At 62.9% G+C, this 12,669-nt stretch carries 11 protein-coding genes; 6 read left to right on the top strand and 5 right to left on the bottom strand.

Annotated features, from left to right (window positions below):
- The 3 genes from araH to PWG15_RS31080 all read right to left on the bottom strand — a co-directional run bounded on the left by araH (position 1) and on the right by PWG15_RS31080 (position 3,510).
- Positions 1-951: an L-arabinose ABC transporter permease AraH gene (gene araH / locus PWG15_RS31090; RefSeq protein WP_275025430.1), complete on the bottom strand. Its 951-nt coding sequence runs from the start codon at positions 949-951 to the stop codon at positions 1-3.
- Positions 948-2,462 carry an L-arabinose ABC transporter ATP-binding protein AraG gene (gene araG / locus PWG15_RS31085; protein ID WP_275025429.1) on the bottom strand — a complete coding sequence of 505 codons (1,515 nt, stop codon included), beginning with the start codon at positions 2,460-2,462 and terminating at the stop codon, positions 948-950. Before araG ends, araH begins: the two co-directional genes overlap by 4 nt.
- Positions 2,463-2,526: 64 nt before the next feature.
- On the bottom strand, positions 2,527-3,510 hold the full coding sequence (locus PWG15_RS31080; RefSeq protein WP_275025428.1) for an arabinose ABC transporter substrate-binding protein: 984 nt from the start codon (positions 3,508-3,510) through the stop codon (positions 2,527-2,529).
- Positions 3,511-3,727: 217 nt separating this feature from the next.
- Here PWG15_RS31080 and PWG15_RS31075 point away from each other — a divergent pair, with 217 nt between their 5' ends.
- The 6 genes from PWG15_RS31075 (at position 3,728) to PWG15_RS31050 (ending at position 9,992) form a co-directional block, all read left to right on the top strand.
- Entirely contained in the window at positions 3,728-4,459 is a 732-nt protein-coding gene (locus tag PWG15_RS31075) for a FadR/GntR family transcriptional regulator (RefSeq protein WP_275027278.1), read from the top strand.
- 53 nt (positions 4,460-4,512) lie between these two features.
- Positions 4,513-5,661: a galactonate dehydratase gene (gene dgoD, locus PWG15_RS31070; RefSeq protein ID WP_275025427.1), complete on the top strand. Its 1,149-nt coding sequence runs from the start codon at positions 4,513-4,515 to the stop codon at positions 5,659-5,661.
- 11 nt (positions 5,662-5,672) lie between these two features.
- A complete protein-coding gene (locus PWG15_RS31065) occupies positions 5,673-6,449 on the top strand; it encodes an SDR family oxidoreductase (protein WP_275025425.1) in 777 nt (258 codons plus the stop codon).
- Between the two features lie 166 nt (positions 6,450-6,615).
- Positions 6,616-8,331, top strand: coding sequence for an IlvD/Edd family dehydratase (locus PWG15_RS31060; protein WP_275025424.1), 1,716 nt, complete (start codon positions 6,616-6,618; stop codon positions 8,329-8,331).
- A 10-nt stretch (positions 8,332-8,341) separates the two neighbouring features.
- Positions 8,342-9,244: a dihydrodipicolinate synthase family protein gene (locus PWG15_RS31055; protein ID WP_275025423.1), complete on the top strand. Its 903-nt coding sequence runs from the start codon at positions 8,342-8,344 to the stop codon at positions 9,242-9,244.
- 49 nt (positions 9,245-9,293) lie between these two features.
- Entirely contained in the window at positions 9,294-9,992 is a 699-nt protein-coding gene (locus PWG15_RS31050) for a FadR/GntR family transcriptional regulator (RefSeq protein WP_275025421.1), read from the top strand.
- Between the two features lie 46 nt (positions 9,993-10,038).
- On the opposite strand, the gene PWG15_RS31045 is transcribed toward PWG15_RS31050, so the two are convergent.
- A complete protein-coding gene (locus PWG15_RS31045; RefSeq protein WP_275027277.1) occupies positions 10,039-12,108 on the bottom strand; it encodes an ATP-dependent helicase in 2,070 nt (689 codons plus the stop codon).
- A 330-nt stretch (positions 12,109-12,438) separates the two neighbouring features.
- Positions 12,439-12,561: a hypothetical protein gene (locus PWG15_RS31040; protein ID WP_275025420.1), complete on the bottom strand. Its 123-nt coding sequence runs from the start codon at positions 12,559-12,561 to the stop codon at positions 12,439-12,441.
- Positions 12,562-12,669 lie beyond the last annotated feature (108 nt).

Here is a 12,669-nt window from a genome sequence, read left to right as displayed (position 1 = left end):
CTAACTGCGGCGGCCGGCAGCGGCCGAGCGCAGATTGTCGAGAAGGACGGCGAGCAGCAGGATCAGGCCGCGCACGACATACTGGTAGAAGGCCTGGATGTTGAGCAGGTTCATGACGTTCTCGGCAATACCCATGATCAGCACGCCGACGATCACGCCGGTCATTGCCGCTCGGCCGCCGGCAAGTGAGACGCCGCCGAGCACGCAGGCGGAGATCACCGAGAGCTCGAGCCCGGTTGCCGCATTCGGCTGGCCGGAGGTGATGCGCGAGGCGAGCAGCACACCGGCAACGGCGCAGACCAGGCCCTGCAGCGCGAAGATCCAGATGCGCATGTTGGAGACGTTGACGCCAGCCAGACGCGAGGCTTCCGGATTGCCGCCGATCGCCAGCGTGTTCTTGCCGAAGACGGTGCGGTTGAGCACAAAGCCGAAGACGAGAAAGAAGAAGCCCATCACCCAGATCGGCGTCGGGATGCCGAGGAACTTCGACAGCGCCAGCTGGTAAAAGCCCGGATCGTTGATGCCGACGGCGCGACCGTCGGACGCGATCAGCGCGAAACCGCGCACGATCTGCATCGTGGCAAGCGTCGTGATCAGCGCGTTGATGCGAAAATGCGCGATGACCACGCCGTTGACCAGGCCAACGAAGCCACCGCAGAGCAGCGCGGCAACGAGACCGATGAAGATCGAACCCGACGCGTTGGAAGCCATGACGGCGACCATGCCCGAGAAAGCGACGGTCGAGCCGACAGAGAGGTCGAAGTCACGCGAGGCGAGGCAGAACATCATCGTGCAGGCGACAATGCCGATGGTGACGACCGATTGCAGCAGGCCCAGCATGTTGCGCTCGGTCAGGAAGTTTGGAACCGTCAGCGCCACGATAGCGAAGGCGACGGCGAAGATGACGACCAGACCCTGTTCGCCGAGAAGAAGTTTTTTCAAGGAAGTCATGAGGGCTGAACCTGCTCGGTTGGAACATCGGGAAGGGCGGCGGCGAGGATGCGGCGTTCGTCGAAATCGGCGCGCGCGATATCGGCGGCGATCCGGCCCTGGCACATGACGAGAATACGGTCGGTGATGCCCATCACCTCGGGCAGCTCGCTGGAGATGACGACGATCGCCATGCCCTGAGCCGCGAGTTCATAGAGGATTTCGTAGATCTCCGACTTGGCGCCGACGTCGATGCCGCGCGTCGGCTCGTCAATGATGAGAACCCTTACGCCCTGTTCGGAGAGCCAGCGGCCGAGGATGACCTTCTGCTGGTTGCCGCCGGAGAGATTGATGATGTCCTGCTTGCGCGACGGCGTGCGCACCCGGAGCTTGGCGATGAACCGGTCGGCAAGCTCCGCCTCCTTCTTCAGGTCGAGGATGCCGAAGGGCGAGAAGTGCCGTCGCGACGAGATCGCCATGTTTTCTTCGATGCTGCGCCCCTGGACGATACCGTCGAACTTGCGATCCTCCGGGCACAGCACCATGCCGGCGCGGATCGATTGCGGCGGACTGTCGGCCGGCACGATCGTGCCATCGATGCTGACGGTTCCCTGGTTGCGCCTGTCCGCACCGTAGACCAGCCGGGTCATTTCGCTGCGGCCAGCGCCGATCAGGCCGAAGAAACCGAGGATTTCGCCGCACCGAACGGAAAAGCTTAGGGGTGTCTTCAGTTTCGGCCCCGAGATCGCTTCGACCCGCAGCCGTTCGGCGCCGAGGTCACGGGCCCGCCAGCCCCAGATGTTGGAGATCTCGCGCCCCACCATTTCGGCGATGATCTGGTCGCGGGTCACTTTGGAGATATCGGGATGATGGGCGGCAAGCTTGCCGTCGCGCAGCACCGTTAGGCTGTCGCAGAGCCGGAAGATTTCGTCGAGACGGTGGGAAACGTAGAGGATCACCGTGCCGTTTGAACGGAGGCGCTCGATGAGGGCAAAGAGGATTTCGCTTTCGCGCGAGGACAGCGACGATGTTGGCTCATCGAGCGCGATGACGCGCGCGTCGAGCATGACCGCCTTGGCGATCTCGACCATCTGGCGCTCGCCGATCGAGAGCGATGCGATCTTGGCCGACGGATCGACGTCGATGCCGATTTCCGCGAGTTTCTCGCCGACCATTCCGATCAGCCGGCGGCGGTCGATGACGCCGCCCTTGCCGGGGAAGTGGCCGAGCCAGAGGTTTTCGGCCACCGTCAGCTCAGGCACGAGCTGCAGTTCCTGATGGATGACGATCACACCGGCACGAAAGGCGTCGCGCACGGAACGATAGCTCTGCGCCTCGCCGTCGATGCGGATCTCTCCTTCGTCGGCGGCCTGGTCGCCGGATAGCAGACGAATGAGTGTCGACTTGCCGGCGCCGTTCTCGCCCATGAGCCCATGGACGGCACCCTTGCGCACGGAAAACGAGACATCCGACAGCGCCTGGACGCCGGGATAGCCCTTGGAGATCGATTGGAATTCGAGGAAGTCTTGCATATGCGGCTCCGATACGGAAAGCCCGGCAGCTGAGCCGCCGGGCCGATGGTGTCGCAAGCAGCGATTACTCGATGCCGAGATCCTTGCGCACCGCTTCGTAGTTGTCGCGAAGCGCAAGCTGGCCGGCCGTCAGGGTCAGCTTTTCCGGCTCCTTGCCGTTGGCGATCCACTCATACATGTTGAGCGCGGTCTCGTAGCCGTGACGCTTCGGCGAGATGATGACAGTGCCGAAGAAGCCGGTGGCCGAGGGCTTCTTGAATTCGTTGATGGCCGAATCCGCACCGCCGATGCCGACGCCAATCATGCTGTCGGCGGGAATGCCGACCGTCTCGGTCGCGCGCACGGCGCCAAGCACGGCTTCGTCATTGAGGCCGATTGCGACCCACTTCTTGATGCCGGCATTCTTGTTGAGCACGATCGTCGAGGCGTTGAGTGCGGCCTCGGTGTCAGTTTTTGCCTGCGGCGCGTCGAAGATGTTGGCTTCCGGGAAGCCGTTGGCCTTGAGCACCGAGAGCGCGCCTTCGACGCGGTCGACGGCGGTCGGGAGTTGGTCGTAGGAAACGCGGATCGCGCCGACGTCCTTCATGTCCCAGCCGCGCTTCTTGATCTCGTCGACGAGAGCCTGGCCGACGGCCTCGCCGATCTTCGTCGCTGAGATGCCCATGTGCGGCACGTCTTCGATCGGGCTGCCATCGGCATTGACCAGCCGGTCGTCGACGGTCATCAGCTTGAGTTCGTTGGCGGCAGCCTTGGCGACGATGCCGGGGCCAAGCTTGACGTCGGGCGTGCAGACGATGAAGCCCTGTGCGCCCTGGGCGCCGAGGTTGTCGATCGCCGACTGGACCTTCTCGCCGTCTTCGGCGCCGATCTTGACGAGCGTGAAGCCCTTTTCCTTGGCGGCGACGTCGGCGAACTTCCATTCGTCCTGGAACCACGGCTCTTCCGGCTGTTTGACGATGAAGCCGATCTTGACGTCGGCAGCAAAGGCCGAGGTGGCCGCAAACACGGCGACGGTACCAGCCAGAATGGCTGCCTTGATAAAGCGCATGATGTCTCTCCCTGGTGAACTGCCTCCTGCAGTGAGCATTTGTGTATGATGAATCATCATATTCGTCAATTGCCTTTGTATGATGAATGAGATAGTGATGTATAACGATAGCAACGAGCTTCGGCGCGTTGTCGCGTCCCGGCGTCTGCGTTAAGCAACGGTTGGGAGATGCGCAGGGGAGGAGATTGTGGTGGAGCAGCAGGAAGAGGGGAGCGGCATGGAAGAGCGCGGGCAGCGCCGCCCACGCGTCCAGAAGAACGTGACGCGAGCGATCGCCTCGGACATCTGCGCCGATGTCTTTCCTGTCGGCTCCTACCTGCCGCGTGAGAACGACCTTTGCGAACGCTATGGCGTCAGCCGGACCGTCATCCGTGAAACATTGAAGGTCCTTGAATCGAAGGGCATGGTCCGTGGCCGTTCGCGCGTGGGCACGATCGTCTGCAACAAGGACGATTGGAACATCCTCGATTCGCAGGTGCTTGAATGGATCGGCGAGCGCATCTTCGAGTTCGACCTGTTGAATTGTGTTCTGGAAGCGCGCCGGGCAATTGAGCCGGCTGCGGCGGAGTTTGCCGCCGAACGCGCGACCGTCCAGGAGATCGCCGATCTCGAGCGCGCCTGGCAGGCGATGCGCGACGGTGAGCGCGACGTCATTGGTTTCACCGATGCCGACGTTGCCTTTCACACCTGCCTGCTCAAGGCCAGCCACAACCAGGTGTTTCTGCAACTCGTCGGCATCATCCAGGCGGCGCTGAAGTTCTCGCTGCACGCCTCGAACGAAGTCGCCGAGCGCCGCGATGAAGCGATCGACATCCATGGCGAACTGGTCGAGGCGCTGCGCGTGCGCGACAAGGCGCGGGCGCGCGACTGTTCCATGCGCATGCTGGACCTTGCGGCACGTGACCTCAAGGTCGCCGTCGAACGTCACCGGCCCGCCCCGGCGCGCTGAAACCTTTCTCGGGCGGCCGTCGCCGCCTTGTTCCACCCAGCGGATATCGCACCATGAAGATCACCAAGCTCACCACCTATATCGTCCCGCCGCGTTGGCTGTTTCTGAAGATCGAGACCGACGAGGGTATCGTCGGCTGGGGCGAGCCGGTCGTCGAAGGGCGTGCCTTGACTGTCGAAGCCGCGGTCAACGAGCTCTCGGACTACCTGATCGGCAAGGATCCGCTGCTGATCGAGGATCATTGGCAGGTCATGTACCGCGGTGGCTTTTACCGCGGCGGCGCGGTTCACATGTCGGCGATTGCCGGCATCGACCAGGCGCTCTGGGACATCAAGGGCAAGGCCTATGGCCAGCCGATCCATGCGCTGCTCGGCGGTCAGGTGCGTGACCGCATCAAGGTCTATTCCTGGATCGGCGGCGACCGTCCGTCCGACGTCGCCAACAATGCGCGCGACGTGGTCGCCCGCGGCTTCAAGGCAATCAAGCTCAACGGCTGCGAGGAGATGCAGATCGTCGACACGTGGGAAAAGGTCGAAAAGGCAGTCGAGACGATCGCGACGATCCGTGAGGCGATCGGCCCGCATATCGGCATCGGCGTCGATTTCCATGGCCGGGTGCACCGGCCGATGGCCAAGGTGCTGGCGAAGGAACTGCAGCCTTTCAACCTGATGTTCATCGAGGAGCCGGTGCTTTCGGAAAACCGCGAGGCGCTGAAGGAAATCGCCAACCATTGCTCGACGCCGATTGCGCTTGGCGAGCGGCTCTATTCCCGCTGGGATTTCAAGTCGGTTCTGGCAGACGGTTATGTCGACATTCTGCAGCCCGACCTGTCGCATGCCGGCGGCATCACCGAGTGCCGCAAGATCGCGGCGATGGCCGAAGCCTATGACGTGGCACTGGCCCCGCATTGCCCGCTCGGGCCAATCGCGCTTGCCGCCTGCCTCCAGGTCGACGCCGTCAGCTACAACGCCTTCATCCAGGAGCAGAGCCTCGGCATCCACTACAACACGGGCAACGATATTCTCGATTACATCTCGAACAAGGAAGTCTTCCACTACGCTGATGGCTTCGTCTCGATCCCGCAAGGACCGGGCCTCGGCATCGAGGTGGACGAGCAGTACGTCATCGAACGCGCGAAGGAAGGCCATCGCTGGCGCAACCCGATCTGGCGCCATGCCGACGGCAGCGTCGCCGAGTGGTGAGGAGCACTGACATGGCGGGCCGTCTCGAAGGAAAACGCGTCGTCATCACTGGGGCGGCTCAAGGGATCGGCCTCGCCATCGCCGGGACCTTCCTCGCGGAAGGAGCAAGCCTTTTTCTCCTCGACCGCGACGGTGATCTGCTGGCGACCGAGGCCGAGCGGCTTCGCGCGTCGGGCGGAACGGTCGGCTACACCACGGCCGACATCGCGGATGCGGACGCCATCGAACGGGCCGTTGCCACGGCTAGCCGCGAGATCGGCCAGCCGAATGCGTTGGTCAACAATGCCGGCGTCAACGTGTTCTTCGAGCCCCTGAAACTCTCCGATGCCGACTGGCAGCGCTGTTTCGACATCAACCTCAAGGGCGCGTGGAACTGCAGCAAGGCCGTGCTGCCGGGCATGATCGCGGCCGGCGGTGGCGTCATCCTCAACATCGCCTCGACCCATGCCTTCACCATCATCCCGCACACATTCCCCTATCCGGTCGCCAAGCATGCGCTTCTCGGCATGACCAAGGCGCTCGGCCTCGAATATGCCGGGCAGGGGGTGCGGGTGAATGCACTGGCGCCTGGCTACGTGCGCACGCAAAAGGCCGTCGAATACTGGAACTCGTTTCCCGATCCGGTCGCCGCGGAAGCCGAAACGATGAAGCTCCATCCCGGCGGACGCATCGCCAGCCCGGAGGAGATCGCCAAGGCGGCGCTCTTCATGATTTCGGACGAATGCCCGTTCATGAACTCCACCTGCCTGACCGTGGATGGCGGCATGAGCGTGCTGCATCATCCCTGAGACGGCGGCCCATCTATTCGAGTTTGATGTGACCTCCGGCGCCCCTGCGTCGGAGGTTTTTCTTTGCGTTCGAACGTCGGCCTATCCGCTTGACCAATAATAACTCCGATTATATGAGAAATAAGAGGCGGCACCGAGTGAGGCTGTCGATGCGTCGGAGGGGCAAGTGACCAGGAAATTGCGATCGCAGCATTGGTTTGGCGGGCTGGACAAGGACGCGTTCATTCACCGTAGCTGGATGAAGAACAACGGATTGCCCGACGATGTCTTTGACGGCCGACCGGTGATCGGGATCTGCAACACCTTCTCGGAACTGACGCCCTGCAACGCGCATTTCCGGGGGCTGGTCGAGCACATCAAGGCGGGCGTGCTCGAGGCGGGCGGCCTGCCACTGGAATTTCCGGTGTTTTCCTGCGGCGAGTCCAATCTGCGCCCGACGGCAATGCTCTTCCGCAACCTCGCGTCGATGGATGTCGAGGAGGCGATCCGCGGCAATCCGATCGATGGCGTTGTGCTGATGGCGGGCTGCGACAAGACCACGCCCTCGCTTGTCATGGGGGCTGCTTCTTGTGACCAGCCTTCGATCGTCATTTCCGGTGGGCCGATGCTGAACGGCCGCCTCAAGGGCCGAACCATCGGTTCGGGCACCGATGTCTGGAAGTTCTCCGAGGATGTGCGGGCCGGCGTCATGTCGCAACAGGATTTCATGGCGGCCGAAAGCGCCATGTCGCGCTCGCCCGGGCACTGCATGACGATGGGTACCGCCTCTACCATGGCCTCCATGGTAGAGGCCCTCGGCCTTGCGCTTCCGGGCAATGCCGCCTGTCCGGCAGTTGATGCCGGGCGCGCGCGGCTGGCGCGGCTGACCGGGCGGCGGATCGTCCAGATGGTCGCCGAGGACCTGCGGTTGTCGAAGATCCTCACCCGTGACGCTTTCGCCAATGCCATCCGCGTCAATGGTGCGATCGGCGGTTCGACCAACGCGGTCGTGCACCTTCTGGCGATTGCCGGACGGATCGGCACGGAACTGTCGCTCGACGATTGGGACCGGTTCGGCCGCGATGTGCCGACCATCCTCAACCTGATGCCGTCAGGCCGCTACCTGATGGAAGACTTCCATTATGCCGGTGGACTGCCCGTGGTCATGAAAGAGATCGCGGGCCTCCTCAATCTCGATGCCTTGACGGTGACAGGACAAAGTGTCGGAACCAACATCGAAGGTGTCGAGAACGACAACGATGACGTCATCCTGCCCCTCGATCGCGCTTTGACACCGAGCGGCGGCATTGCGGTACTGCGCGGCAACCTTGCCCCAAAGGGCGCGATCATCAAGCCTTCCGCAGCAACGCCGGCTTTGATGCAGCACCGTGGCCGCGCCGTCGTGTTCGAGACGATCGATCACTACAAGGCGTGGATCGATGACCCGGACCTCGATATCGATGAAAGCTCGATCATGGTGCTGAAGAACTGCGGCCCGAAGGGCTATCCGGGCATGGCCGAGGTCGGCAACATGGCGCTGCCGCAGAAGCTACTGAAAAAGGGCGTGCGCGACATGATCAGGATTTCGGACGCGCGCATGTCGGGCACGGCCTTTGGAACGGTCGTTCTCCACACGGCGCCGGAAGCTGCGGTCGGCGGGACCCTCGCACTGGTACGGGACGGCGACTGGATCGAACTCGACGTTGCCGGCCGCCGCCTCCATCTCGACGTCAGCGACGAAGAGCTGGCGCTTCGACGGGCGGCGTGGACTCCGCCTGCACCGGATATGGTCGGCGGCTACCAGGGTCTTTATGTCGAGCGGGTCATGCAGGCCGACACCGGCGCGGACCTCGATTTCCTCATCGGCAGCCGCGGTCACGCGGTTCCTCGCGAGAGCCATTGAGGAGGCGGAAGTGAACGACTTTCGCATCGAAAGCCTCCATGGCATTCACGCCATCCTCTACGCGCTGTTTAACGAACAGGAACAGCTCGACCGCACTGCCATGCGGCTGCAGACGGAAATCTGTCTGCAAAGTGGGGTGCATGGTATGGCCGGGCTCGGACTTGCAACCGAAGCCTCCAAGCTCGACGAGGTCGAGCGCATGGCGATTATGGAATGGCTGGTCGAGGATACGGCCGGACGCGTGCCCGTCGCTTTGACGATCTTTGGGGCATCGGTTGAGGAACAGGTGCGCCAGGCGCGACACGCGACGGCGGTCGGCGCCGACTGGCTGATCCTTCAGCCGCCGATGGTCGGGCAGTATTCTGCCGCAGAGTACATTCGCTTTTTCGGACGCGTCGCCGACCGGACCGATCTGCCGCTCGCGATCCAGAATGCGCCGGCCCTGATGGGCCGTGGGCTGACGGCCGCCGATATCCGCGATCTCGTGCGTCAGCATCCGAACATCCGGCTGGTCAAGGGCGAAGGGCCGGTCGTGGATATCGCCCATCTGATCGAAGTGACCGAGGGACGGTTGCCCGTGTTCAACGGACGCGCGGGGCTGGAATTGCTGGAAAACCTGCGTATCGGTTGTCATGGCCTGATCCTGGCGCCGGACTCGATCGATTACGCCGTACGCGCCTACGAGTTCTTCGCGGATGGTTGGGACGAGCGCGCGGAAGAAGCCTATCGGCAGATGCTGCCGGGCGTGGTCTTCACCATGCAGGGCATCGAGACGCTGCTTTGCTACGGCAAACGTCTTTTCGGCGAGCGGGCGGGTATCGCAATCCACGATCGTTCGCCGGCTATGCGCCCGACCCAGATTGGTTTGGAGATGACCCGTCGCTATGCGGCCGCGATGGGTGGCTTTTCCTGACGGGGGCGACCGTCTATGAACGAAGCCGAGACGCATTTGGAGAGGGCGCATGAAGGCAATCGCTCGGGAGGATCGCGGTCTGCCGGCCCGCATTGCCGGCGATATCGGCCGCCGCATCACGCTCGGAGAGTTGAAGGTCGGCGATACCCTGCCGAAGGAAGCCGATATGCTGGCGACGCTCGGGGTCAGCCGCACGACGTTGCGCGAAGCGCTAAAGATCCTTTCGACCAAGGGCTTCATCGAGGCAAAACCCCGGCTTGGAACCCGCGTGCGCGCGGCGGAACATTGGAACACGCTCGATCCCGTCGTGCTCTCCTGGCAGGGCGATGCCGAAGACCAGGAGGCGCTTGCCGAAGAGCTGTTCGAAATCCGCCTGTCGATCGAACCGCTCGCCGCACGGCTTGCGGCAAGGCGCGGCTCGGCCGCCGAACATGCAGAGATACGCGCCGCCTTCCAGCGCATGGCGGAAGGGGGTGTGCGTGTCGAAGAGGCGATCGAGGCCGATATCGCCTTCCACCTGCAGATCTTCCAGGCGGCGCACAACCGCTTTCTGCTACCCGTCGCATCCGTCATCCGGGCAGCGCTGTCGATCAGCATTCCGAAGACGATGGCGGCTTCGGGTGGCTTCGGCCAGTCGCTGGCCCAGCATGAGGCGATCCTGTCAGCCATCGAAGCACGCGACGGCGAGACGGCGGCCGCTGCGGCCGAGACGTTGATCGCGGCGACCTACAGGCGCAATTTCGGGTAGACAAGCAGTCGGTTCGGAGGCCGAAGATCGCGGCCGCTAAACCCCCCTACTTCCACATGGACCGCATCCGGGCGCCGACGTCGATGCGGATCTGCTTGGCGCTGCGCTCGCCGGCGGCTGCCGAGACCTTCGGCCAGTTCGTCGTCTCGAAGAACTGCAGCAGCGTTGCTGGAATGAAACGGGTTCGCGACGCGTAGACGTGCCGGTCGCCTTGGCTGTTCTGGCCGTAAGTGAAGAACCTCTGCGGCGTCACCAGTGCGAGATGGTCGCGCGCCCGCGTCATGCCGACATAAAGCAGCCTTCGCTCCTCTTCGAGTTCGGCCGTCGTGCCGACGCCAAGGTCGGACGGGATGCAGCCGTCAACGACATTGAGCATGAAGACCGAACGCCATTCCTGTCCCTTGGCCGAATGTATGGTCGACAGGATCAGGTAGTCCTCGTCGAGCAGCGGCACGCCTGCCTGGTCGCTGGTGGCATCCGGAGGGTCGAGCGTCAGCTCGGTCAGGAAGCGTTCCCGGTTCTGGTAGCCGCCGGCAATCTGTTCGAGTTGCACGAGATCGGCCTTGCGCGTTTCGGCGTCTTCGTGGATGCGATCGAGGTGCGGTTCGTACCAGGCGCGCGCGGTCGCGATTTCCCCCGGCCATCCCGTTTCGGCCTTGCGCAGAGCGGACACGAGTTCGACGAAGCGTGCCCAATCCTCGCCGGTCTTGGGTGGCGCCGGGATTTCCGCGAGCGCTGCGAGCGGTTCCGGATCGGCGGCGATCGCGTCCAGGATCTTGCCTGCCGTCTGCGGGCCGATCCCGGGCAGCATCTGCAGCAGCCGGAAACCGGCGACGCGGTCACGCGGGTTCTGTGCGAAACGCAAGGTCGCCAGAAGATCCTTGACATGGGCGCTGTCGAGGAACTTGAGACCGCCAAACTTCACGAAGGGAATGTTGCGACGGGTGAGCTCGACCTCGAGCGTGCCGCTGTGGTTGGCGGAGCGAAACAGCACGGCTTGCTGCTTCAGCGCAATGCCGACCTCGCGATTGGCGAGAACCTGCTCGACGATGTAGGCGGCCTGATCCGCCTCGTCCTTGACGGTGACAAGCTGAGGGCGCTGTTCCGACTGCCTGTCGGTCCAGAGGTTCTTGGTGAACCGTTCCCGTGCAAGCCCGATGACGCCGTTGGCGGCAGCGAGAATCGGCTGGGTCGAGCGATAGTTTTGATCGAGTGTTATGACGTCGGCGGGCTCCGGCGAAAACGCATTCGGGAAATCGAGGATGTTGCGGACCGTCGCGGCCCGGAAGGAATAGATCGACTGGGCGTCGTCTCCGACGACGGTCAGGCCATGGCCCTCGGGTTTGAGCGACAGCAGGATCGAGGCCTGAAGGCGGTTCGTGTCCTGATACTCATCGACCAGGATGTGGTCGAAACGGCTGCTGATGTCCTGCGCCAATTCGGCATCGCAAACCATCTGGGCCCAGTAGAGGAGGAGATCGTCGTAGTCGAGCACGTTCTGCGCCTGCTTGGCCTCGACATAGCCGGCAAACAGTTCCTTCAATTGCTGTTCCCAGCTCACGGCCCAAGGATAGGCCGTCTTCAAGACGTCGATGATCGCGCTTTCCGAATTCACGACCCGCGAGTAGATCGCAAGGCACGTGCCCTTTGTCGGGAAGCGGCTTTCCATCTTGGAGAAACCGAGCTCGTGGCGGACGAGGTTCATGAGATCGGCGCTGTCTTCGCGGTCATGGATGGTGAAATCCGCGCCAAGGCCGATCTGTTCGGCATAGATCCTGAGAATCCGCGCACCGATCCCGTGGAACGTGCCGGCCCAGGAAAGCGCATCCGTCATGACGGCGGCATTGTCGCCGAGCACCTGGCGGCAGATGCGCCCGACCCGCCGCGTCATTTCCGCGGCGGCGCGGCGGGAAAAGGTCATCAGCAGAATGCGGCGCGGATCGGCGCCGTTGACGATCAGATGTCCCACCCTGTGGGCGAGCGTGTTCGTCTTACCCGAACCGGCACCGGCGATGATCAGCAGAGGGCGGCCGAGCTGGCCCTGCGGCAAGCCCACGCCGTGCACCACCGCCTCGCGCTGGCGGTCATTCAGTTTTTCGAGATAGGCGGCGCTCATACGTATCCAGGTGTTCTCGGCAAGATTTCCGAATTCTTCGTTCCGCGGCATCTGCTTGAAAGAATTCACGGATTCCGGGTCTCGGCATCTAAACCATTCGCGCGAAGCAAAAGGACTCGGAACAAAAATGGAACGTATCAGCTTCGATCGCCGCTGAAAACCCGGCAGGCCGGGCTTTCACCAGCCTGCGATGCCGCTCCGACAGATTGTGGTCAGAGCCGTGGACGGTGGGAATTTCGATCTCAGGAAGGAGATCCGGGATTATCGGTCACCGTCTTTGGAAATCTTCGCCCTGGCCCTCGGTGCGTCGAACAGGGCAAGCCATGTTGTCTAGATTGCCCGGGCCACGACCTGTGCGGCGACTGACACCAACAGGGTTGCCAGAGCGACGGCCGTGCCAAATCGCGCGATCTTGATGCGACGCCCGCGGGCGCCATCCCAATCATAACCCATCGTGCTCTCCCATAGGCATCATGCCATGCGTCCGATGGTGAGCAAACTTCGTAACAGGGGAGTAAATTTACGATTGCGACTTCTGCTGGTCGCCCTTTTGCCCCTGAT

The sequence above is a fragment of the Ensifer adhaerens genome (genome assembly GCF_028993555.1).
GTDB classification, from domain to species: domain Bacteria; phylum Pseudomonadota; class Alphaproteobacteria; order Rhizobiales; family Rhizobiaceae; genus Ensifer; species Ensifer adhaerens_I.
This window is presented reverse-complemented; position numbering and strand designations above follow the sequence as displayed.